We start from the raw sequence: 21,436 nt of genomic DNA on the forward strand, positions 1-21,436 counted from the left end.
GGCGCCCTGCGGCGCGAGGCCCGACCGGTCGAGCCGGCGATCAGGCCGCGAGGCGGCGCTCCGCCTGGACGACGGTCCGCTTCGGGGCCGTCCGGACGTGGGTGGTGTAGAGGGTCAGGCCGGTGAAGGCGAGGCCGCCGACGAGATTGCCGAGCACGGTCGGGATCTCGTTCCAGAAGAAGTAGTCGCCGACCGAGAACTGGCCGCCCATGAGCAGGCCGAAGGGGAACAGGAACATGTTCACCACCGAGTGCTCGAAGGTCATGTAGAAGAACAGCATGATCGGCATCCACATGGCGATCACCTTGCCGCTGACGGTGGTCGAGATCATCGCGCCGACGACGCCGGTGGAGACCATCCAGTTGCACAGCATGCCGCGGATGAAGATCGTGAACCAGCCGCCGGTGCCGTGAGCGGCATAGCCGACGGTGCGGCGCTCGCCGATGTGGGCGATGAACTCGCCGACCTTGTCGGCCGGCGCGGTGAACCCGAAGGTGAACACGAAGCCCATCATGAGCGCCACGGTCAGCGCGCCGAGGAAGTTGCCGATGAAGACGAGGCCCCAGTTGCGCAGCACGCCCCCCCAGGTCACGCCCGGCCGGCCGTCGAGGAGCGCCAGGGGCGCCAGCACGAACACGCCTGTGAGCAGGTCGAAGCCGAGCAGGTAGAGCATGCAGAAGCCGACCGGGAACAGGGCGGCGCCGAGGATGGGGATGCCGGTCTGCTGCGTGATGGTGACGGCGAAGACCGCGGCGAGCGCCAGGATCGCGCCAGCCATGTAGGCGCGAATGATGGTGTCGCGGGTCGACATGAAGATCTTGGATTCGCCTGCGTCCACCATCTTGGTGACGAACTCAGCAGGAGCGAGATAGGCCATCTTGGTCCTCTTACGATTCGGGCTTCTGCAAAGCTCGCCGGACTGCGCGGCCCTTGGCCCCTCGTCCGGCCACGCTTCATTGCGCGGCCTGCACCAGGAGATGTGCGCGAAGCCGGCACACTACCTGTCAGCGAACCCGAAGCAAGACCTGGGCCGATCGGAAAAGCGTTACCTTCGCGGATCGCGCCTGCGGCGATGGTTCGTTTCGGATCTTCGAATGGCGGGGTCACACCCTCTCAGGCGCGAGAAGGCGTGCTCGCTGGCGGAGCTGCAGGATCACACGCGCGTCGCCCCTCCAACTGGAGGCCGGCGCCCGGTCAGGGCCGAGCGGCCTGCAGGCCCGGCACCGCCGCGAGGAGCGAGCGGGTGTAGGCATGATCCGGCTGGCGAAAGAGGTCGGTCGTGGGGCGCATCTCCACGATGGCGCCGCGATGCATCACGGCGATGCGGTCGCAGATCTTGGCGGCGACGCGCAGGTCGTGGGTGATGAACAGCATCGCGAGGTTCAGGCGCTGCTTGAGGTCTTCCAGCAGATCGAGCACCTGCGCCTGGACCGAGACGTCGAGGGCCGAGACCGCCTCGTCGGCCACGAGCACATCGGGCTCCATGGCGAGCGCCCGGGCGATGCCGATGCGCTGGCGCTGGCCGCCTGAGAAGGCGTTGGGGTAGCGCTCGGCCGCGCTCGCCGAGAGGCCGACGAGGTCGAGGAGCTCGCGCGCCCGGGCGCGCGCCTCGCGCCGGGGAGTGCCGTGCGCGATCGGGCCGGCGGTGATGATCTGCTCGACGGTGCGGCGCGGGTTCAGGGACGCGAACGGGTCCTGGAAGATCATCTGGATGCGTCGCCGCTCGTCGCGCAGGGCGCGCGGCGCCAGCGCCGTGTAGTCGAGGCTGCCGAGGCGCACCGTGCCCCGGTCCGGCTCGATCAGCCGGATCGCGAGGCGGGCGGTGGTGGACTTGCCCGATCCGGATTCGCCGACGAGGCCGAGGGTCTCCCCGCGTCGGACCTCGAAGCCCACCTCCTTCACCGCCGCGATCACGCGCGGCTTGCCGAACAGGCCGCCCCGCGTCGCGTAGGTCTTGGTCAGGCCGATGGCCGAGAGCGCCAGCGGCGCGTCCGCGCGGGAAGCGCGGGCCGGCGGCACCAGGCTCGGCACCGCCGCGAGCAGGGCCTGGGTGTAGGGGTGCTGCGGATGCTGAAGGACGGTCTCGGCGCTGCCCTGCTCCACCAGTCGCCCGCGCTGGAGCACGGCGACATGGTCGGCGATGTCGGCCACCACGCCGAAATCGTGGGTGATGAACAGGACGCTCATGCCGCGCCGCCGCTGCAGGTCGCGGATCAGCTTGAGGATCTGGGCCTGGGTGGTGACGTCGAGCGCCGTGGTCGGCTCGTCGGCGACGAGGATCGAGGGTTCGAGGGCGAGCGCCATGGCGATCATCGCGCGCTGGCGCTGGCCGCCGGAGAGCTGGTGCGGGTAGGCGCGCACGATCTGGCCCGGATCGGGCAGGCCGACCTCGGTGGCGAGCGCGACGGCCCGGTTCCTGCGCTCGGCCGGCGTGAGGAGGCCGTGCGCCTCGAACATCTCGGCGATCTGGTCGCCGATGCGCATGACCGGGTTGAGGGCGGTCATCGGCTCCTGGAACACCATGGCGATGCGGCGACCGCGCAAGGCACGCCAGCCGCGCTCTTCCAGGGTCAGGAGGTCCCGCCCCTCGAACAGGATCTGCCCGCCGACCGGCTTCAGCGCGCGAGGCAGGAGGCCGGTGAGTGCGTAGGCGCTCATCGACTTGCCCGAGCCCGACTCGCCGACGACGCAGAGGATCTTGCCCGGCATCAGGTCGAGGGAGAGGTCCTCGACCGCATGGGGACGGTCCGAGCCCTTCGGCAGCGCCAGGGTGAGATTCCGGATGCGGACGACGGGCTCGTTCATGCTTAGGCTCCCTTGAGGGCTTCGCGCCGGGCGAGCACCGCCGGCCCGGTCTCGGCGAGGTCCCAGTACAGGCCCGCCATCAGCATCAGGGCCTCGCGCGAAGGCGGCCCGAGCAGGTGCTCGTCGGGGCCGTGCTGGAGGCAGGCCGGGTAGGAATGCGGCACCCACAGGGTCGGCAGGCCGAGGATCTCCGAGAAGGCGTCGTTGGGCAGCGAGCCGCCGAGGTTCGGCAGCAGGGCCGGACGCTTGCCCGTGCTCTCGGCGATCGAAGCCAGTACCCAGTCGACCCACGGGTCCTCGATGGGGAGCCGGGTGGCGCGGAACACCTCCGTGCGGGCGGCGCGGACCTCGACCATGGGGTAGCCGTGGGCGTCGAGGTGGGCGCGCAGGGCCGGCAGGATGCCTTCCCAGTCGGTGCCGACGACGAAGCGCAACTGCAGCGTCGCCTTGGCGGTGGGCGGCACGGCGTTGAGCGGCCCGTCCGGGTCGCCGGTCTTGAAGGCCAGCACCTCGAGGGTGTTCCAGCCGAACACGCGCTCGGCCGCGGACAGCCCCGGCTCGCCCCAATCGGCGTCGATCGCCGGCGCGGTCGGGTCGGTGCCCACAGCGATGTCGGCGAGCGCCGCGCGGACGTTGTCGGGGATCGCGGGCGGGCGCAGGGCGTCGAGGAGGATCTTGCCGCGCCCGTCGACGAGGGTGGCGATGGCGTTGGCCAGCACCGTGCCGGGGTTGCGCAGCAGGCCGCCCCAGTTGCCGGAATGGTGGCTGCCCTCGCGCAGGTCCAGCAGCATCTCGAAGGTGTAGCCGCCGCGCGAGCCGAGGAAGACCGTCGGCCGCTCGGCGCTGACGCGGGGACCGTCCGAGGCGATGAGCACGTCGGCCTTGAGCGCTTCGGCCTCGGCGCGGCAAAGGTCGCGCAGTCCCGGCGAGCCGGATTCCTCGCCCATCTCGATCAGCAGCTTGGTGTTGAAGCCGAGCCGCCCCTCGCGCGCCGCCATCACCGCCGCCAGCGCGCCGAGGTTGAGGATATGCTGGCCCTTGTTGTCGGCGGTGCCGCGGCCGTACCAGCGCTCGCCCTCGATGGTGATCGTCCAGGGGGCGAGGCCTTCGCGCCACTGCTCGGGGTAGCCGCGCACGGTGTCGCCGTGTCCGTAGATCAGCACGGTGGGCAGCGCGTCGCCCTCGTGGCGCTCGGCGATCAGGAGCGGGCCGTGGACGCCGTCCGGGTTGTCGAGGATGCGGCTGGTGAAGCCGAGCGGTGCGATCCGCGGGACCAGGAAGTCGGTGAGATAGGCCCTCAGCTTCGGCAGCTGCCCCGAGGTCTGGCTCTCGGTCTGGCGGGCGACGGCGTCCTGCAGCACGCTGAGGAAGCCGCCCTCGTCGTAGTGGCGCGCGGCGCGCGCGATCGCGTCGTGTCGGGACATGGGCTCACTCGATCTTGGTGCGGTGGGGTTTTCTGCGGGGCAGGGGCGGTTCAGCGCCGCCCCTCGGGGGCGGTGACGTCGCGGATGCCGTCGCCGAGCAGGTTGATCGCCAGGACGAGGACCAGGAGCGCGATGCCCGGAATGGTGATGACCCAGGGCTGGAAGAACATGTACGGCTTGCCCTCGGCGATCATCAGGCCCCAGGACGGCAGCGGCGGCTGCACGCCGAGGCCCAGGAAAGACAGGGCGGCCTCGAGCAGGATGGCGTGCGCCATCTCCAGGGTCGCCACCACGATGAGCGCGTTGAGGATGTTCGGCAGCACCTCCTGGAACAGGATGCGGGCCGGGGAGAAGCCCGTGGCGCGGGCCGCGGCGATGAAGTCCTGGTCGCGGATCTGCCGGGTCGCCGCGCGGGTGACCACGGCGAAGCGGTCCCAGAGCAGGAAGCCGAGCACCAGCACCACCACCTTCAGCGAGCCGCCGACGAGGGAGGCCATGGCGAGCGCCACCAGCACCACCGGCATCGCCAGCCGCGTGGTGACGACGTAGCTCACCACCGCGTCGACCCGGCCGCCGAAATAGCCGGCGCAGATGCCGAGCGTCGTGCCGATCACGCCCGAGATGGCCGCCGCTGCGATCCCGATCAGCAGGGAAATCTGGCTGCCGTAGATCAGGCGGCTGAGGTAGTCGCGCCCAAGCTTGTCGGTGCCGAGCACGTGGTCCCACGTGCCCTTCGCCTGCCAGATCGGCGGGATCAGGCGCCGTGAGACGTCCTGGGCGTAGGGATCGTGGGGCGCGATCAGCGGGGCGGCGAGCGCGCAGAGCAGGATGGTCCCGAGGATGCCGGCACCGATCACGAAGCCGCCGTGGCGGAGCCCGCGCCGGAGCGCCAGGGCGGTGGGCGAGCGGGCGGCGGGGAGCGCCGCCGGCCTGTCGGCCGAGAGGGCCGTCGGCGTCTCGGGCAAGCCGGCCGCGATGGGGGAGGCGGATGGCTGGAGGGTCATTGGCGCAGCCGGGGATCGAGGAAGGCGTTGAGGAGGTCGGCGGCCAGCGTCAGGGCGATGTAGATCATTGCCAGGACCAGCACGATCGCCTGCACCACCGGGAAGTCGTTGCGGGCGATGGATTCCCAGGCGAGCTGGCCGAGCCCCTGGAGCGAGAACACCGCCTCGATCACGATGGAGCCGCCGAGCAAGAAGCCGAACTGCACGGCGGCGAGCGCGATCACCGGGATGACGGCGTTGCGAAGCGCATGCCGGATCAGGATCTTGCGCGGGGGCAGGCCCTTGGCGCGGGCGGTGCGGACGTAGTCGGAGGCCAGGACCTCCAGCATGCCGTTGCGGGTGAGCCGCATCACCGCCGGCATGGCGTAGTAGCCGAGCGCGATCGCCGGCAGCACGAAGTGCTTCCAGGTCGTGTTGCCGGAGACCGGCAGCCAGCGCAGGTTCACCGAGAAGATCATGATCAGGGTCAGGCCGAACCAGAAGCTCGGCATGGCCTGGCCCAGCACCGAGACCGAGAGGGCGGCCCGGTCGATCCAGGTGTCGCGCCGGACCGCGGCCAGCACCCCGAGGGGGATGGCCACGAAGAGCGCCACGGCCAGCGCCACCACGCCGAGGAACAGGGTGATCGGCAGGCGGGCGGCCAGCAGGTCGATCACGCTCTCGCGGAAGTAGAACGAGTTGCCGAAATCGAGCCGGATCGCTTTGGCCCCCCAGGCGAAGAACTGCGCGAGAAGGGGCTGGTTGAGCCCGTACTGGACCCGGATCGCCTCCACCTGCACGGAGGTCGCCTCCGGCCCCGCGATGGCGGTGGCGAGGTCGCCCGACAGGTGCAGGAGCATGAAGCTCGCCACCGACACCGTCACGGCGACCGCCAGCGCCACCAGACTTCGTTGGATCATGAATCGCAGCATGGCCCGGCTCCCTCGTTCGGTCGGCGGTCGGTCGGCTTCAGGCGCCGGCCGTCACTTCCACTGCGCCGCGTAGAAGCGCGGCAGCTCGTCGGGCTGCGCCGTGAAGGTCAGGTCCGACGTGAAGGCGTAGTTCGTCGAGTACGAGAACAACGGCAGGGCGTAGGCCTGGCCGGCGATGCGTTTGAGCGCTTCGGCGTACTTGACCTTCCGCACGGCCGGGTCGGTCGCCCCATCCCCGGCCTGGAGGGCCGCGATAGTCTCGGGGTCCTTGGTCAGGTCCTCGTCGCCGCCGCGGAAGTAGACGCCCGTGAAGGCCGAGACGTCGAGGACGGAGAACGATCCCCAGGTCTGGAAGGCGATCGAGACCTTGCCGCCCCGGATGAGGTCGCGGAGCGCCGCGTAGCGCAGGTAGTTCAGCCGGGCGGTGATGCCGACGGCGCGCAGGTAGCCGATCACGGCCTCGGCGTAGTCGCGCTCGCGGTAGGCGCCGAGATCGATCTCGAAGCCGTTCGGGTAGCCCGCCTCCTTGAGAAGCGCCTTGGCCCTGGCCGGATCGTAACTGTAACGCGGCACGCCCTCGTCGGTGCAGCCGAACTGGTCGATGAAGCAGGCCGCGTTCATCACCCGGCTCCCGCCACGCACGAGGTTGTCCACCATGGCCTTGCGGTCGATGGCGTACGAGATCGCCTGCCGGACGCGGGGATCCTTCAGAGGCGAGTTCTCCTTGGCTCGGCCGAGGGTGTCGAACTGCAGGAACCCGACCCGCATGGTCTCGGCGCTGAGGACCGAGATGTTGGGGGCGCCCTTCAGTTGGTCGGCCTGATCGCTCGGCACGCGCCAGATCCAGTCGATGCCGCCGGTGACGAGCTCGGCCATGCGGCTATCGGCGTCGGGGATAACGCGGAACTCGAGCTTGCCGATCTTGGCCGCGCCGATCGGGCTGCCAGGCCAATACTTGGCGAAGCGCTCCATCTTCACGCCGCGGCCGTTCTCGACCGCGGTGATGCGGTAGGGGCCGGTGCCGACGGGCGCCTTGGCGAAGCCGTCGAGGCCGACCTTCTTGAAGTAGGCCGCCGGGAAGATCGGTGTCGGGCCGGCGAGGTATTCGAGCGCGGCCGGGAAGGGGGCCTTCAAATGGATGCGGACGGTGTGGGCGTCGACGACCTCCGTCGACTTCATCCAGTCGACGTTCTGCTTCGTCACCGTGCGGGCTTCCGGCGTCAGCACGTAGTTGAAGGTGAAGGCCACGTCTTCCGGGCCGAAGACGTCGCCGTTGTGGAAGGTCACGCCCTCGCGCAGGGTCAGCTCGAGGGTGACGGGATCGACCCATTTCCAGGCGGTGGCCAGCATCGGCTGGTAGGTGCCGGTCTTCGGGTCGCGGTAGATCAGGGTGTCCCAGACGTTGCGGGCCAGGATGACGCCCTCGCGGGCGCTGTTGTGATACGGGCTGACGTTTTCCGGCTCGGTGTCGGAGGCGTAGACCAGGATGTCGTTCGCCTTGCCGGCGAGCGCCGGGACGCTGGCGGCCAACATCAGCAGGGTGAGCGCGGCGCGTGCCGTGGAGCGGTGTGTCGTCATGATCCTGCTCGCCATGATGTCGGTCCTTCTCACCCGTCCGCGCGGCCAGCATCGGACCGCCCGCATCGACCTGCCGCTTTTTTCGTCGTGCCATGGTGTTGTGCAATTGGCATCGCAACAAGTAGAATTTCGTGATTGCTGCCGTGCCGTTTCGGCAATCGACAGGGTTCCATGAACGTTTCGGGCCTTCGCTACGTCTTGGCCGTCGCCAGAACCGGGTCGATCGCCGCGGCCTCCACGCACTTGAACATCGCAGCCTCGGCGATCAGCCGGCAGATCTCCAATCTCGAGAGCGAACTCGACTGCGTCCTCTTCGAGCGTCGCCCGCGCGGCATGGTGCTCAGCCCGGCCGGGGAGCTGCTGGCGGAACACGCGCGCCAGACCCTGCTGCGGGCCGAGCAGGTCGCAGCCGATATCCAGGAATTGCAGGGCCTGGCGCGCGGCTTCATCCGGGTCGCCACCTCGGAGGGTTTCGCCCTCGACCTGCTGCCGAACGCGATCGCGGGGTTCCACGCCGCCCATCCGGGCATCCGCTTCGAGGTGCAGATGCTGCCCCCCGCCCAGGTCACGCACGTGGTGGCGGCGGGCGACGCCGACATCGGCATCACCTTCGCGCTCGCGCCCTCGAGCCTGGTCGCGGTCGCCTACGACAACGCCGTCGAGATGGTGGCGCTCAGCGCCCCCGATCACCCCCTGGCGCGCCGACCCGCGATCCGGCTCGCGGACCTGAAGCCCTACCCGATCGCGGTGCCGACCCTCGACACCACGGCTCGCCGGGTCTTCGACGCGGCCTGCCTCGCCGAGGACATCACCATCGAGCCGACGCTCACGGCCAACATCCTCTCCGCCCTGCTGCCCTTCGTTCGGCGGACGAAGGGGTTGGCGCTGATGTCGGCCCTCACGGTGCAGACGCCGGTGCGCCTCGGCGAGCTCGTCTGCATCCCGGTGCACGCGCGGATGAGCCTGATGCGCGGCATCCAGGTCCAAGTGATGCGCGACCGCAAGCTGCCGCACGCTGTCCAAGCCTTCTTGCGGCAGCTGGTGGCGGCGCTGCCGCCGACGGAGTCCGGCGGCTTCTGACGCGGCTCAGCCGTTTCGGAAGGTGTAGCTGTAACCGTTGAGCGCGGGCGCTCCGCCGAGATGGGCGTAGAGCACCTTCGAGCCCTTGGGGAAGAAGCCCTTCTGCACGAGGTCGACCATGCCCTGCATCGACTTCCCCTCGTAGACGGGGTCGGTGATCATGCCTTCGAGCCGGGCCGAGAGGCGGATCGCCTCGACCGTCTCCTTCGAGGGCACGCCGTAGACCGGGTAGGCGTAGTCCTCGTTGAGCACGATGTCGTCCTCGGTGATCGCCCGCGCGCCGACGAGCTCGGCGGTGTTCCTGGCGATCTCCAGGACCTGCGCCTTGGTCTGGGCCGGGGTGCAGGAGGCGTCGATGCCGATCACGTTGCGGGCGCGCCCGTCGGCGGAGAAGCCCACCACCATGCCGGCATGGGTCGAGCCGGTGACGGTGCAGACCACGATGTAGTCGAAGTGCAGGCCCATCTCGGCCTCCTGGGCGCGGACCTCCTCGGCGAAGCCGACGTAGCCGAGCCCGCCGAACTTGTGCACCGAGGCGCCGGCGGGGATCGCGTAGGGCTTGCCGCCCTTGGCCTTCACGTCCTCCAGGGCCTTCGTCCAGCTCTCGCGGATGCCGATGTCGAAGCCGTCGTCGACGAGCTGCGTCTCCGCGCCCATGATGCGGGACAGCATGATGTTGCCGACCCGGTCGTAGACCGCGTCCTCGTGCGGGACCCAGGCCTCCTGGATCAGCCGGCACTTCATGCCGATCTTGGCGGCGACCGCCGCGACCATGCGGGTGTGGTTCGACTGCACGCCGCCGATCGAGACCAGGGTGTCGGCCCCGCTCGCGATGGCGTCGGGCACGATGTACTCGAGCTTGCGCAGCTTGTTGCCGCCGTAGGCGAGGCCCGAATTGCAATCCTCGCGCTTGGCGTAGATCAGCACGTCGCCGCCGAGATGGGCCGTCAGCCGCGGCAGGTGCTCGATCGGGCTCGGGCCGAAGGTCAGGGGATAGCGCTCGAACTTCGACAGCATCTTCGCGGGTCCTTCGTGGGTCAGCCCGGAAAAGCTAGCAAAGTCGGCGCGGAAGGTGCTCTCGAAATGCGCCTTCGTTCTCGCTGCGATGAGACGCCTAGTGTTCCTGGCCGCGGGATCCTTGCGTCATCGCCCCCTGGAACGGAAGGATCGTTCATGGACGCTGGGTGCGGGCGACCAAGCTGGGAGATTCGCCGCCGGCTTCAGGCAGGCGGCCGCATGTGCGATGCCGTCCGGGCCCGGTGGACGAGCACGGCCGCACGGCCGCCGACCCGTCCCCGGCCGGCCGGCTCGGCGCGACGGCCCGGTCCGCCCGAGCCGATTCCCGTTACAGGAGACCGTCCGCATGAGCGCCGCCGGCACGCCCCCGCTCGATCTCCCCGACGCCGTGCGGGACGGCAGGCCCACGGTCTGGCGCAACCCGCGCCTGGGCCGCGCCGCCGAGATCCTGCCGGGCCTGGCCTTCGGCCTCGCCGAGGTCGAGGCGGCCGAGGCGCGCTGGCGCCGCTTCGATCCGCTCCTCGCCCGGCTGTTTCCCGAACTCGCGACCGGCCGGATCGATTCGGCCCTCCTGCCGCTCTCCGCCGACCTGGCCGCCCTGGTGTCGGGACGCCCGGGGGCCGCGGCCTGGGTGAAGGCCGACCACGATCTGCCGATCACCGGCTGCATCAAGGCGCGGGGCGGCGTCTACGAGGTGCTGGTCGAGGCCGAGCGGCTCGGCCTCGCCGCGGGCTGGCTCTCGGGCGCGTCCTCCTATGCCCGCCTCGCCGACCCGGATGTCCGGGCGGCCTTCGGCGTCCACACGATCGCGGTGGGAAGCACCGGCAACCTCGGGTTCAGCGTCGGGGTGATCGGCCGCGCCCTCGGCTTCCAGGTCGAGGTGCACATGTCCCACGACGCCAAGGCGTGGAAGAAGCGCCGCCTGCGCGACCTCGGCGCCCGGGTGGTGGAGCATGCGGGCGATTACGGCAGCGCCGTCGCCGCCGCGCGGATCGCCTTCGAGGGCCGCGCCGACGCGCACTTCGTCGACGACGAGAGCTCGGTCGACCTGTTCCTCGGCTACGCGGCGGCGGCCTTCGACCTGCGGCGCCAGCTCGACGCGGCGGGCGTGAGCGTGGACGCGGCCCATCCCTTGTGCGTCTACCTCCCCTGCGGCGTCGGCGGCGCCCCGGGCGGCGTCACCCTCGGCCTGAAACTGCTCTACGGAGACGCCGTGCGCTGCGTCTTCGTCGAGCCCGTCGCCGCGCCCTGCATGCTCGTGCAGCTCGCCGCAGGCCCGGCGCGGTCGGTGAGCGTCTACGAGGTCGGGCTCGACAACCGGACCGCGGCGGACGGCCTGGCCGTGGCCACGGCCTCGATGCTGGTGGCCGGCACCGTCGGGGGCCTCGTCGAGGCCGTGGTGACGGTGGGCGACGCCGACCTGTTCGCCTGGCTGCGCGATCTCTGGGACCGGGCGGGCTTGCGCCTCGAGCCGTCGGCGGCGGCGGCCTTCGCGGCGGTGGGGCCGGCCTGCGGCGCCCTGCCCGACGTCGCCCACGCGACGCACGTCGTCTGGACCACCGGCGGGGCGCTGCTGCCGGAGGCGGAGTTCCAGGCCGCCCTCGCACAAGCGGCCTGAGGGGCGGCCGGCCGCCGACCCGGTCGGCGCGGCGCTTGTCTCGCCGCTCGGGCGATCTCACCTACGGCGCCATGGCCAGCGTGTTCGACGTCATCATCGTAGGCGGAGGCGCCGCCGGCATCGGGGCCGCGCGGCGGCTGGCGGCGCATGGCAAGGCGACGCTGCTGCTCGAGGCCTCGTCGTGCCTCGGGGGACGCGCCTTCACGCAGGATCTCGGCGGCCATCCGCTCGATTTCGGCTGCGAATGGCTCCACTCCGGCGACCGCAACGCCTGGGTCGGCATCGCCGAGGCCTCGGGCTTTCCCGTCGACCGCGGCGAGCCGCCATGGGCGAAGGCGCATCCGTCGCTGGCCCAGGACGCGGACGGCCAGGCGGCGGCGCAGCGGGCCTACGGCGACTGGGAGGAGCGGCTTCGCCTTGTCGCGGCGGGCAGCGACCGGGCGAGCGACGCCCTGGAGCCCGGCGGTCCCTGGAACGCCTACGTGCGCGCCATCGCCGGCTTCATGAGCGGCGTCGCACCCGAGGCGATCTCGGCCACCGACTATCTCGCCTACGACGACGCCGCGACGGGCCGAAACTGGCACCTGCCGCTCGGCTACGGCACGCTGGTCGCGGCCAGCCTGCCGTCCGCGACGACTCTGCGGCTCGCCACCCCCGCCGAGCAGGTCGACCTGACCGCGGACGGCGTCGCCGTCACCACGCGCGCCGGCACCGTCCGCGCCGGGGCCGCCATTCTCACCGTCTCGACCGCGGTGCTGGCCGGCGACGCGATCCACCTGCCCTCCGGGGTCGAGCCCTGGCGCGAGGCCGCCGCCGACCTGCCGCTCGGCCGCAACGAGAAGGTCTTCCTCGAGATCGGGCGCGAGGCCGCGTTCGCGCCGGACACGCACGTCTACGGCAACCTGCACGACCGACGAGCCGCCGCCTATTCGATCCGCCCCAACGGCTGGCCGGTGATCGAGGCGTTCCTCGGAGGCGAGGGCGCCCGCATCGTGGCGGAGGACGGCCCGGCCGCCGGCTTCGCCCACGTCTCAGCCGAGCTGGCCGCGCTGTTCGGAGGCGACATCGCCTCGGCGATCCGGCCGCTGGCGGCGACGTCCTGGAGCCGGATGGCCTCCGTCGGCGGCGCGTATAGCTGCGCCCTGCCGGGCCGCTCGGGTGCGCGGGCGCGGCTCGCCCGGCCCTTCGAGGACAGGCTGTTCTTCGCCGGCGAGGCGACGCACCCGCACGATTTCACCACCGCCCACGGCGCCCACGACAGCGGGCAGCGGGCCGCCGACGAGGCCATGGCGGCGCTCGGGCGCAGGCGGGGCGAGGCGGCCTGACGGAAGGCTCCGGCGGCGTCCATAGGGCCGCAGGGGCCGGAACATCCGCGCACGGGGCCGATTGCCGAAGTTCCCGGACAGCATCACCCGACACGCGCGCCGCACGGTCTGTCCCGTTCGAACCCGGCGCGCCAGGACAGCTTCATGACCGACGCCGCTGACAAGCGCCTCACGATGCAGGATCCGCGCACCCAGTACCCGCAGCCGCCGTTCGAGCGCCAACCGCAGGAGGCGCCGGGCCTCGCCGGAGCGATGGACCCGCAGCCGGACCACGGCGAGACCAGCTACCGGGGCCACGGCCGCCTCGCCGGCCGCAAGGCCCTGGTGACCGGCGCCGATTCTGGCATCGGGCGCGCGGCCGCCATCGCCTTCGCCCGCGAGGGTGCCGACGTGGCGCTCAGCTTCGTCGAGGCCGAGATGCCGGACGCGCGGGCGGTGGCCGAGCTGATCGAGGCGGAGGGCCGTAAGGCGGTGCTGCTGCCGGGCGACATCACCGACAAGGCGTTCTGCGAGACGCTGGTGCACCGGGCTGTCACCGACCTCGGCGGGCTCGACATCCTGGTCAACAACGCCGGCAAGCAGACCAACCAGAAGGACGTCGGCGACATCACCGACGAGCAGTTCGACCGAACGCTGAAGACCAACCTCTACGCGATGTTCTGGATCACCAAGGCGGCGCTGCCGCACATGCCGGCGGGCGCGTCGATCATCAACACGGCCTCGGTCGTGGCCTACAACCCGCCGCAGATCCTCGTCGACTACGCCACCACCAAGGCTGGCATCGTCGCCTTCTCGAAGGCTCTGGCCAAGCAGCAGGTCGCGAAGGGCATCCGCGTGAACGCGGTGGCGCCTGGGCCGTTCTGGACCGCGCTGCAGCCCTCGGGCGGGCAGCCGCAGGAGGCGGTCGAGACGTTCGGCTCCGAGGTGCCGCTCGGCCGCCCCGGCCAGCCGGTGGAGCTCGCGCCGGTCTACGTCTTCCTGGCGAGCCAGGAGGCGAGCTACGTCACCGGCGAGGTCTACGGCGCGACGGGCGGCAACGGCACCGCCTGACCCCGCCGCGCCCGCAAGAGGACCGCTTTCCGCCGGCGCTCCCGCCCCGGCGACGGGGTGCACAAGGGAAAGGGCAGGCGCCGCCGGCACGAACAGGCCGGTGGCGTCTTTAAGACATTGGAACGGATAAGTTTCTCCCAAAGCCGCATCCCCGGGGTCACCGATGCCGCCTCGCGCCCGATGCCACGCCATGGTCGCGGAGCCGAATGCGACCTAGTTTGGTGTCCGGGTCCCGAGACGCGGCGGGGACGACCAGGCTCGGGAAGCAGCCCTCGATGTCACTGACGAAGCGGATCGTGGGCCTGGTCGTGCTGGCCCTGACTCCGGCGTTGGCCGTTCAAGGCTATAACGAATACGCCCTGCGGACCGCCCGTGCCGAGGCGGTTCGCAACGAGGCGATGCGCGCGGCGCGGAACGTCGCGGCCGACCTCGGGCAGTTCGGCCGCGGGGCGCGGCAGGTGCTCGGCATCCTGGCCGGCCTGTCGGAGATCCGCACCAAGGATGCGCGGGCGTGCACAGCCTACCTCGCGACGGTGGTCGGCCAGGTGCCCGGCTCGTTCTTCTTCGGCGTCGCCGACGCGGATGGAAAGATCCGGTGCAACACCCTCGGCTCGCCGGTCGGGGCCTACACGGTCGCCGACCGGTCCTACTTCCAGGATGCGATGCGTTCCGGCGGGTTCGCCATCGGGCAGGTCGTGTCCGGGCGGGTCACCGGCCGGCCCACCATCCAGTTCGCGCAAGCCATCCCCGACGACGACGGCGACGGGCGGCCCGACGGCATCGTCATCACCAGCATCGACCTGTCCTACCTCGCGGCCCGGCAGGCCAATGCCGGGCTGCCGCCCGATGCCGCGCTCACCGTCGCCGACCCCAACGGCACGATCCTGGTACGCTTGCCCGATCACGAGGCGTGGGCGGGCAAGCCGCTTCCTCCGGCTTACTGGAAAGCCCTGACGGATCACCGCGGCACCGTCGCCGACCTGCCGGGGTTGCGCGGCAACCAACGGATCACGGCGGTGGCCGGAGGTTCGCCGGAGGACCTCGAAACCATGACGGTGGCGGTGGGCCTGTCGTCGGCCAGCGCCTTCGCGGACATCGACGCCGCGACCCGCCGCGGGATCGTGCTGATCGGCCTCGGTGCGATCCTCGCCGTCGTCGCCGCGCTGATGGCCGGACGCGTCTTCATCCGCCGGCCGGTGCGACGCCTGCTTGCGGCGGCCAGCGCCTGGCGGGCCGGCGAGCTGGGGACCCGGACCGGGATCTCCGGACCCGGCGAATTCGGCCGGCTTGGGGAAGCGTTCGACGCCATGGCCGCGTCGCTGCAACGACACGAGGGCGAGCTGCGCGAGGAGGTCGCGCGCAGCCGCGTCCTGCAGGAGCGGCAGACGATGATGCTGCACGAGCTGAACCACCGCGTCCGCAACACCCTGACCACCGTGCAATCCCTGGCGCGGCAGACCCGCCGCGACGACGACCGGGGCGAACGGCTGGAGGGGCGCATCCTCTCGCTGTCCAAGACCCACGACCTGCTGTCGCGCGACGACTGGGGCGGCGCCTCGCTGCGGACGGTCCTGGAGAACGAGCTGGCCCCCTTCCGGGACGACCAGGCCCATCGCTTCGACCTGGATGGCACCGACCTCGACCTGCCGCCGCGCTACGTCCTGGCGCTCGGCATGACGGTGCACGAGTTGACCACCAACGCGGCCAAGTACGGCGCACTCTCGACCGATGCGGGCCGCGTCGAGGTCGCCTGGACCGTCGTCGTCGCCGAGAGCGCCGCGAGGCGGCTCGTTCTGGATTGGCAGGAGAGCGGAGGCCCGCCGGTTCGGGAGCCGGGAAAGCGCGGATTCGGCACGCGCCTGATCACGGGCGGGATTAGCCGGGAGCTCGGCGGGCTGGTCCGGCTGGACTTCGCCATCGACGGGTTGCGCTGCAGCCTCGACGTCCCCCTCGACGAGCCGGACCGCTTCACCTCGTTCGGCGGCCTCGCCGACGCGCGGCCGGCCGGGCGGGCCTGAGGGGCCACCCGTCCGCTGGGACGTGGCGTCCCGCCATGTGCGCTGCCTCACCGCGCCGACGGCGGCGGCCGGCTTAGCCGTTCTCGATGAGCACCAGCATCCACGACGTCAGCGCGCCGATCTTCGTCAACGCGCTTCGCAACATGAGCGCCTGGCTCGACAAGGCGGCCTCGGAGAAGCCGGAGGCCGACCTGCTCCTCGCCCGCCTCGCCCCCGACATGAAGCCGTTGCCGGCCCAGTTCCAGATGGCGTCCGACAGCGCGAAGAACGCGATGGCGCGGCTCGCCGGCATTGAGGCTCCGGCGATGCCGGACGTCGAGGCGAGCTTTGCCGAGCTCAAGCAGCGCTGCGCCCGGACCATCGCCTTCGTCGAGGGCGTCGACCCGGCGGCGCTGGCATCCGCCGCGGAGCGCGAGGTGGAGCTGAAATTCCCCAACGGCTCGGGATACCGCTTCTCGGGGCAGACCTACCTCACCGGGTTCGCGCTTCCGAACTTCTTCTTCCACGTCACCACCGCCTACGCGATCCTGCGCGGGGCCGGCGTGAGCCTCGGCAAGCCGGACTTCCTCCAGCATCTCGGGCCGCCGAACATCCAGGCGGCGAAGTAGGCGACGCACCGGGTGTCGGACATCGCGCACATCAGGTCGGGAGCGCCGCAAGTTCCAGGCGCGCCGGCTTCAAGCCGGGTCCGTCGTCGGCGATGCCGCGGAACTCGGGGCGGTCGAGCCGCTTGGCTTTCCGAGCCGGTGCTCGTGCCGGTCGGGAGGAAGACCATGTCGAGCGACACAGATAAGCACCGCGCCCTGCTCGGCGCCCTCAAGGACGCCCAGGGCAAGGGCGACGGCGCCTTCGAGCAGGCCGTCACGAACGCCTTCGAGCATGTCTTCGAGCATCTCGGGCGCCTGAACGACCATGTTTCGCTCGGCGGCCCAGACGGCGAGGATCCGCATCTAAAGGCCGGCGAGTCGCCCACCCTGCGATAGCTCGCGGACCGAAGGGCATCGCGCTGCGAAGACCTCGATGCCCTCGACTGCGTTCCGATGACCGGCGCGTCGACGATGTCAGAACTTGCGGATGACCGGGCTCGCCGCGGGAGGCGCGTCCTTGTCCTGATAGATCGGCACGGTGACTCGCAGCCAGCCGCGTGTCTCGAGGCCGGCGTAGTTGCGCTGAATCACGTCCCGCGTGACGTAGGCCTGAAGGTTCACCGGGCCGAAATTGTATCCGACGAGTGCGCCGACGGCGACCTGGCCTTGGCGGGCGTAGGAGGGGTCGCCGGTCGGCAGGTCGGTCGATCCGAAGGCCACCGGCCCGACCTCCCATTTGCCGAAATGCTTCGTGGCCGTGAGGTCGAGGTTGAGAAAGTCCGGGTAGTACGTGCCGGTGGCCGACCGCGTGTCGAAGAAGGTGCCGTAGAGGACGTTGCCCGTCAGGTTCCAGCCGTCGCCATTGTACGTGATGGCGAAGCGCTGGTGCAGCACCGGATTCTGGATGACGATCTTCGTGTCGCTCGGGAGGTACGCGCCGAGCAGGTAGCTGAAGTTGAGGTCGTGGCCGAGCTTCCAGGCGACCTGGGCGGCAAGCAGCGTCTGCCCGAACCCGCTCTGGTAGGCCGCGCCCCGCGTGCTCGATGCGGTGATGGGCTGCAGCACGACGAATTGCAGCCGTCCGCCGACGATGTCGGCCGGCGTCGCCCAGATGAAGGACGGCAGGTTGACGTTCGAATCGGTGCCGCGCGGGGCGATGTCCCGCGAGCCGAAGCTCGACGTGTCGATGAAGTAGAGGCCGACGGGCAACGGCGCGCCGGGGGCCTGCCCCACGGTCTGCCCGGGTTGCGCCGAAGAGCCTGCCGTCGCGGGGGCGGCCGCCAGCCCGAAGATCGACGCGGCCACGGCTGTGACCTTCGTCGCCTGCATGAAACCCGCGCTCGTCATTCCACCGATCATGCCAACGTCCATGCCACCCCGTCGTCGGGTCCGCCCGTATGGCATGGCGCCGGAAATCCTGTCGCTCACTTGTGCGCAAGACGAAGCGTTGCACTGCGAGCGTCGCCATCGTGCAACGCTTCGAGCGCTACTCTCAAGCGCCACGTCAGCACAAGCAGACCGAGAGGAAACTAGAAGCAGCCCCTGTGGCGATCCTTGAACTCGGCTTTGAACATATCGCCGGTGAAGAGTTCCCCCTTGGCATCTTCGATGCGAACGTTCGCATGGCCGGCGTCGATCCAGCGGCGGGCGAGGACGACGGCGCTCGCCGCCATCTGGCGCGTCTGTTGGAGGACGCCTTCCTGGGCGTGGGCGGTGATGACGTAGAGCGCGCGTTGCGGGGGAGCATCTGCCATCCCGCGGTTTAAGCCGCGCTCCGCCCACGCCGCTTTCTCACACGTTAAACAATTCTCGTTTTCGGCGGCATCGCCTTCGCTCCGGCGCGCGGGGCGGCTCAGTCGTGCTGCCCGCATCCGCAGCCCGTCGCGTGGGTGCCACCGGGCCAGCGCGAGGCCCGGATCACGCTGCAGAAGTTCCCCTTGCGGAACGCCGGCTCCTTGTCGGCGATGACGTCGGCCTTGACGTTGCCGAAGGTCGTGTCCGGCTTGTGCCGGATGCCGTCGTAGAAGGCCTGGATGATGTCCTCCTTGAAGTCCGGCGTCCGGGGGAAGACCGAGACCACCGCGGCGCGCTCGGCGTCGGAATACTGGTCGTAGGTCAAGCCGAGCACGTCCATCTCGACGCCGGCCGTGACGAGCGCGACCACCGGGTGCATGTGGACCGGGATGCCGGGCGTGGTGTGCAGGGCGATGGCCGTCCACACCGTGTAGACGTCCGCCTCCGGCACGCCGTGCGCCTTCAGGAAGTCGCGCGCCGCGTTGGCTCCGTCGACCTCGAAGCGCGCGTCGGCGCTGCTGTGGTCCGGCATCAGGCCGACGTCGTGGAACATCGCGCCGGCGTAGAGCAGCTCGCGGTCGAAGCGCAGGCCCTGCCGGACGCCGGCCAGCGCGCCGAACCGATAGACCCGGCTTGAGTGGTTGAAGAGCAGGTCGGTCTCGGTGTCGCGCACGAAGGCGGTGATCGCCTTGGCGAGCGCGCTCTCGGGGATGGCGGCGTCTGACGGGGTGCTCATGGCGGATCTCCTTTGCGCGGGGGCGTTCCACGAGCTACGGACCCCCACGCCCGTCAGCAATCGTCTTGACACGACGATCTCTGCCATCGTGCGCGCAGCGTCAGCCATGGAGCCTGCATGGCCCCCGATCCGTCGCCGTCCTCGCCCTTCCCGGCGTCCAGCTTCTCGACGTGGCCGGACCGCTCGACGTGTTCGCGGAGGCGAACGCCCAGAGCGGCCGGGACGCCTACGCACTCGCCGTCGTCGGAACGGAGCCCGGCCCCATCATCACGTCGTCCGGGCGTGGCCTGGTCGCGGATTGGGTCGCGCCAGACGCCGCGCCGGCGCAGTTCGACACCCTCCTCGTCGCCGGCGCACCGCGGATCCGGGAACTGGAGGTTCGGCCCGACCTCTTGGCGTGGCTCGGCCGGGCCGCGGAGGGCTGCCGACGCTACGGCTCGGTCTGCAGCGGTGCGTTCCTCCTCGGGCAGGCCGGCCTGCTGGACGGCAGCCGGGTGACGACGCACTGGGCCGTGGCGGAGGCTTTGGCGGAGCACTATCCCGCGGCGATCGTCGAGCCCGACGCGATCTGCCTGTTCGACGGGAGGTTGCGGACCGCCGCCGGGGTGACGGCCGGCCTCGATCTCGCCCTGGCGCTCGTGGACGAGGATCTCGGCGACGAGATCGCACGCCGGGTCGCGGCTCAGCTCGTCATGTTCTTCAAGCGCGGCGGCGGCCAGATGCAGTTCAGCCGCCGCGGGGTGAGCGCCCCGGTCGGACGCTCCGCCCTGCAGGCGGTGCAGCGCTGGATCGCCGCCCACCCCGCGGAGGACCACGGCGTCGAGCGCCTCGCCGAACGGGCCGGGATGAGCCCGCGCCACTTCGCGCGCCTGTTCCTGGCCGAGACCGGCCTGACGCCCGCGGCCTATGTCGAGACCGTGCGGATCGAGGCCGTCCGCCGCCTGCTCGAAACGAAGGACGCCGCCCTCAAGCAGGTGGCCGACGCTTGCGGCTTCCGCGACGCCGACACCCTCCGGCGCGCATTCGTCCGCCGGGTCGGCACGACGCCGGCCGAATACCGGCGCCGACAGGCGGGGCCCTGACCGACGCCTGACGTCGAAAGGCGTTTTAGGGCGGGGGTTCGGGAAGTATCCGCCTTCGGTCGGGTACCGCCTCACACGTAGCCCTTGAAGCGGACGTAACCGCCTCACCGCACGCGATGTCTTCGCGCTACGTGCGTGACACCTGTCTAGGGGCGACGCGGTGCCCAAGCCAGGATTCGCGGTGACAGTCGAACGATGGGGATCGCGTATTTTAAGCGAATTTATAGACAGCATGCGCAAACAGTGCAGAATGAATGTGTCGAACGGCGTCGTCGTGGGCTGTGTCGGCGCAAAAACCAATAAATCTGCGCGGAATGCGCAGGGAGGAGCCCGAGATGCAGATCCCGATCAAGCGGGCGATCGAGGCCGTGCCCGGCGGCATGATGGTGGTGCCGTTGCTCGCCGGGGCGCTCATCGCCACCTTCTTCCCCGGCACGCCGAAGCTTTTCGGCTCGTTCACGGGCGCCCTGTTCTCGGGGGCGCTGACGATCCTCGCCGTCTTCTACGTGTGCATGGGAGCGAGCATCGATTTCCGCGCGACGCCCTACATCGCCAGGAAGGGCGGCACGCTGCTGCTGGTGAAGGTCGGCATCGCCGTGCTTCTGGGCCTGGTCTTCGGGCGCGTGCTGGGCGAGGCGCCGGTCGCCGCCGGCATGTTCGCGGGCCTGTCCACCCTGGCGGTCGTCGCGGCGATGAACGACACGAACGGCGGCCTCTACATGGCGCTGATGGGCCAGTACGGCCGCCCGCGCGACGTTGGCGCCTACACGGTGATGTCGCTGGAGAGCGGGCCGTTCCTCACCATGGTCACGCTCGGGGTCGCGGGGCTCTCGGCCTTTCCCTGGCAGACGCTGGTCGGGGCCATCCTGCCGCTCCTCGTCGGCATGATCATCGGCAACCTCGACCGTGAGATGCGCGCCTTCCTCGGCCGCGCCATCCCCGTGATGATCCCGTTCTTCGCCTTCGCGCTCGGTGCGGGGCTCGACCTCACCAAGGTCTGGCAGGCGGGCCTTCTCGGCCTCGCGATGGGCGTCGCCGTGGTGGTCGTCACGGGCATCCCGCTGTTTTTCGCGGACCGTCTCACCGGCGGGACCGGGGTCGCCGGGATCGCTGCCGCCTCGACCGCCGGAAACGCGGCTGCGGTGCCCGCGATCGTGGCCTCGGCCAACCCGGCCTATGCCGACGCCGCAGGTCCGGCGACGATCCTGGTGGCCGCCTGCGTCGTCGTCACGGCCATTCTCGTCCCCGTGGCGACGGCCTGGGCCGCGCGGCGGTTCGGCGATCCCGTGGAAGCCGAACTCTTGGAGGCCGATCCCGAGCTGGCGCCCGCCATCCGCGTTCCCGCTTCGGATCGCATGGCCCGCCCGAACCACTCGGCCGGCCCAGACCGCGTCGCTGGGCGCTGAC

The 21,436-nt window shown here is 70.7% G+C and carries 20 protein-coding genes; 11 read left to right on the forward strand and 9 right to left on the reverse strand.

The genetic code is table 11. The annotated features are described in order from the left end of the window. Positions 1-40: 40 nt before the first annotated feature. From FV226_RS02385 to FV226_RS02410, 6 genes are all read right to left on the reverse strand, one after another. Positions 41-877 carry a formate/nitrite transporter family protein gene (locus tag FV226_RS02385; RefSeq protein ID WP_147751719.1) on the reverse strand — a complete coding sequence of 279 codons (837 nt, stop codon included), beginning with the start codon at positions 875-877 and terminating at the stop codon, positions 41-43. A gap of 317 nt (positions 878-1,194) precedes the next feature. Then, entirely contained in the window at positions 1,195-2,805 is a 1,611-nt protein-coding gene (locus tag FV226_RS02390; RefSeq protein WP_147761644.1) for an ABC transporter ATP-binding protein, read from the reverse strand. A gap of 2 nt (positions 2,806-2,807) precedes the next feature. Further along, positions 2,808-4,229 carry a M20 family metallopeptidase gene (locus FV226_RS02395; RefSeq protein WP_147761645.1) on the reverse strand — a complete coding sequence of 474 codons (1,422 nt, stop codon included), beginning with the start codon at positions 4,227-4,229 and terminating at the stop codon, positions 2,808-2,810. A gap of 50 nt (positions 4,230-4,279) precedes the next feature. Beyond that, a complete protein-coding gene (locus FV226_RS02400; protein WP_147761646.1) occupies positions 4,280-5,233 on the reverse strand; it encodes an ABC transporter permease in 954 nt (317 codons plus the stop codon). Further along, positions 5,230-6,144, reverse strand: a complete 915-nt coding sequence (locus FV226_RS02405; RefSeq protein ID WP_147761647.1) for an ABC transporter permease — start codon at positions 6,142-6,144, stop codon at positions 5,230-5,232. The genes FV226_RS02400 and FV226_RS02405 overlap by 4 nt, the downstream gene beginning before the upstream one ends. Before the next feature lie 51 nt (positions 6,145-6,195). Next, on the reverse strand, positions 6,196-7,722 hold the full coding sequence (locus tag FV226_RS02410; RefSeq protein WP_246685517.1) for an ABC transporter substrate-binding protein: 1,527 nt from the start codon (positions 7,720-7,722) through the stop codon (positions 6,196-6,198). On the opposite strand from FV226_RS02410, the gene FV226_RS27850 reads away from it, so the two are divergent. Both FV226_RS27850 and FV226_RS02415 read left to right on the forward strand, forming a co-directional pair. Further along, positions 7,721-7,897 (forward strand): hypothetical protein, encoded by a 177-nt coding sequence (locus FV226_RS27850; RefSeq protein WP_187277365.1) that lies wholly within the window; start codon positions 7,721-7,723, stop codon positions 7,895-7,897. The two genes, FV226_RS02410 and FV226_RS27850, sit on opposite strands and share 2 nt — an antisense overlap. Continuing rightward, positions 7,894-8,802, forward strand: a complete 909-nt coding sequence (locus tag FV226_RS02415) for a LysR family transcriptional regulator (protein WP_147761649.1) — start codon at positions 7,894-7,896, stop codon at positions 8,800-8,802. Before FV226_RS27850 ends, FV226_RS02415 begins: the two co-directional genes overlap by 4 nt. A gap of 6 nt (positions 8,803-8,808) precedes the next feature. Here the strand turns inward: FV226_RS02415 and FV226_RS02420 are convergent, their stop codons facing one another. Next, the gene (locus FV226_RS02420; protein ID WP_147761650.1) at positions 8,809-9,819 is read right to left on the reverse strand and encodes a 1-aminocyclopropane-1-carboxylate deaminase; all 1,011 of its coding nucleotides are present in this window, start codon (positions 9,817-9,819) and stop codon (positions 8,809-8,811) included. 346 nt (positions 9,820-10,165) lie between these two features. On the opposite strand from FV226_RS02420, the gene FV226_RS02425 reads away from it, so the two are divergent. The 6 genes from FV226_RS02425 (at position 10,166) to FV226_RS02450 (ending at position 16,813) form a co-directional block, all read left to right on the forward strand. Next, positions 10,166-11,437, forward strand: a complete 1,272-nt coding sequence (locus FV226_RS02425; protein WP_147761651.1) for a D-serine ammonia-lyase — start codon at positions 10,166-10,168, stop codon at positions 11,435-11,437. 71 nt (positions 11,438-11,508) lie between these two features. After that, complete coding sequence (locus FV226_RS02430) at positions 11,509-12,762, forward strand: FAD-dependent oxidoreductase (RefSeq protein WP_147761714.1); 1,254 nt, start codon at positions 11,509-11,511, stop codon at positions 12,760-12,762. 144 nt (positions 12,763-12,906) lie between these two features. After that, positions 12,907-13,812 carry an SDR family oxidoreductase gene (locus FV226_RS02435; RefSeq protein WP_147761652.1) on the forward strand — a complete coding sequence of 302 codons (906 nt, stop codon included), beginning with the start codon at positions 12,907-12,909 and terminating at the stop codon, positions 13,810-13,812. Positions 13,813-14,087: 275 nt separating this feature from the next. Next, entirely contained in the window at positions 14,088-15,830 is a 1,743-nt protein-coding gene (locus tag FV226_RS02440) for an HWE histidine kinase domain-containing protein (protein WP_147761653.1), read from the forward strand. Between the two features lie 86 nt (positions 15,831-15,916). Then, positions 15,917-16,438: a DUF1993 domain-containing protein gene (locus FV226_RS02445; RefSeq protein ID WP_147761654.1), complete on the forward strand. Its 522-nt coding sequence runs from the start codon at positions 15,917-15,919 to the stop codon at positions 16,436-16,438. A gap of 165 nt (positions 16,439-16,603) precedes the next feature. Further along, positions 16,604-16,813, forward strand: coding sequence for a hypothetical protein (locus tag FV226_RS02450; RefSeq protein WP_147752495.1), 210 nt, complete (start codon positions 16,604-16,606; stop codon positions 16,811-16,813). A 78-nt stretch (positions 16,814-16,891) separates the two neighbouring features. Here the strand turns inward: FV226_RS02450 and FV226_RS02455 are convergent, their stop codons facing one another. Next, positions 16,892-17,746 (reverse strand): transporter, encoded by an 855-nt coding sequence (locus FV226_RS02455; protein WP_246691464.1) that lies wholly within the window; start codon positions 17,744-17,746, stop codon positions 16,892-16,894. Between the two features lie 140 nt (positions 17,747-17,886). On the opposite strand from FV226_RS02455, the gene FV226_RS27855 reads away from it, so the two are divergent. Next, positions 17,887-18,183: a hypothetical protein gene (locus tag FV226_RS27855; RefSeq protein ID WP_187277205.1), complete on the forward strand. Its 297-nt coding sequence runs from the start codon at positions 17,887-17,889 to the stop codon at positions 18,181-18,183. Positions 18,184-18,269: 86 nt separating this feature from the next. Here FV226_RS27855 and FV226_RS02465 read toward each other — a convergent pair whose 3' ends face one another. Beyond that, positions 18,270-18,947, reverse strand: a complete 678-nt coding sequence (locus FV226_RS02465; RefSeq protein WP_147761656.1) for an HD domain-containing protein — start codon at positions 18,945-18,947, stop codon at positions 18,270-18,272. Between the two features lie 113 nt (positions 18,948-19,060). On the opposite strand from FV226_RS02465, the gene FV226_RS02470 reads away from it, so the two are divergent. Beyond that, positions 19,061-20,029, forward strand: coding sequence for a GlxA family transcriptional regulator (locus FV226_RS02470; protein ID WP_147761715.1), 969 nt, complete (start codon positions 19,061-19,063; stop codon positions 20,027-20,029). Between the two features lie 335 nt (positions 20,030-20,364). Next, complete coding sequence (locus tag FV226_RS02475; RefSeq protein ID WP_147761657.1) at positions 20,365-21,435, forward strand: 2-keto-3-deoxygluconate permease; 1,071 nt, start codon at positions 20,365-20,367, stop codon at positions 21,433-21,435. Position 21,436: the final 1 nt, after the last annotated feature.

It is taken from the genome of Methylobacterium sp. WL12 (assembly GCF_008039475.1).
Lineage (GTDB): Bacteria > Pseudomonadota > Alphaproteobacteria > Rhizobiales > Beijerinckiaceae > Methylobacterium > Methylobacterium cerastii.

Excerpts from the sequence above, each read along its gene's own strand:
- FV226_RS27850 (WP_187277365.1), top strand. The coding sequence starts at position 7,721 with ATGATCCTGCTCGCCATGATGTCGGTCCTTCTCACCCGTCCGCGCGGC.
- FV226_RS02405 (WP_147761647.1), bottom strand. The coding sequence starts at position 6,144 with ATGCTGCGATTCATGATCCAACGAAGTCTGGTGGCGCTGGCGGTCGCC.
- FV226_RS02415 (WP_147761649.1), top strand. The coding sequence starts at position 7,894 with ATGAACGTTTCGGGCCTTCGCTACGTCTTGGCCGTCGCCAGAACCGGG.
- FV226_RS02410 (WP_246685517.1), bottom strand. The coding sequence starts at position 7,722 with ATGACGACACACCGCTCCACGGCACGCGCCGCGCTCACCCTGCTGATG.
- FV226_RS02475 (WP_147761657.1), top strand. The coding sequence starts at position 20,365 with ATGCAGATCCCGATCAAGCGGGCGATCGAGGCCGTGCCCGGCGGCATG.
- FV226_RS02385 (WP_147751719.1), bottom strand. The coding sequence starts at position 877 with ATGGCCTATCTCGCTCCTGCTGAGTTCGTCACCAAGATGGTGGACGCA.
- FV226_RS02430 (WP_147761714.1), top strand. The coding sequence starts at position 11,509 with ATGGCCAGCGTGTTCGACGTCATCATCGTAGGCGGAGGCGCCGCCGGC.
- FV226_RS02440 (WP_147761653.1), top strand. The coding sequence starts at position 14,088 with ATGTCACTGACGAAGCGGATCGTGGGCCTGGTCGTGCTGGCCCTGACT.
- FV226_RS02455 (WP_246691464.1), bottom strand. The coding sequence starts at position 17,746 with ATGCAGGCGACGAAGGTCACAGCCGTGGCCGCGTCGATCTTCGGGCTG.
- FV226_RS02445 (WP_147761654.1), top strand. The coding sequence starts at position 15,917 with ATGAGCACCAGCATCCACGACGTCAGCGCGCCGATCTTCGTCAACGCG.
- FV226_RS02450 (WP_147752495.1), top strand. The coding sequence starts at position 16,604 with ATGTCGAGCGACACAGATAAGCACCGCGCCCTGCTCGGCGCCCTCAAG.
- FV226_RS02425 (WP_147761651.1), top strand. The coding sequence starts at position 10,166 with ATGAGCGCCGCCGGCACGCCCCCGCTCGATCTCCCCGACGCCGTGCGG.
- FV226_RS02400 (WP_147761646.1), bottom strand. The coding sequence starts at position 5,233 with ATGACCCTCCAGCCATCCGCCTCCCCCATCGCGGCCGGCTTGCCCGAG.
- FV226_RS02395 (WP_147761645.1), bottom strand. The coding sequence starts at position 4,229 with ATGTCCCGACACGACGCGATCGCGCGCGCCGCGCGCCACTACGACGAG.
- FV226_RS02435 (WP_147761652.1), top strand. The coding sequence starts at position 12,907 with ATGACCGACGCCGCTGACAAGCGCCTCACGATGCAGGATCCGCGCACC.
- FV226_RS02465 (WP_147761656.1), bottom strand. The coding sequence starts at position 18,947 with ATGAGCACCCCGTCAGACGCCGCCATCCCCGAGAGCGCGCTCGCCAAG.
- FV226_RS02420 (WP_147761650.1), bottom strand. The coding sequence starts at position 9,819 with ATGCTGTCGAAGTTCGAGCGCTATCCCCTGACCTTCGGCCCGAGCCCG.
- FV226_RS02390 (WP_147761644.1), bottom strand. The coding sequence starts at position 2,805 with ATGAACGAGCCCGTCGTCCGCATCCGGAATCTCACCCTGGCGCTGCCG.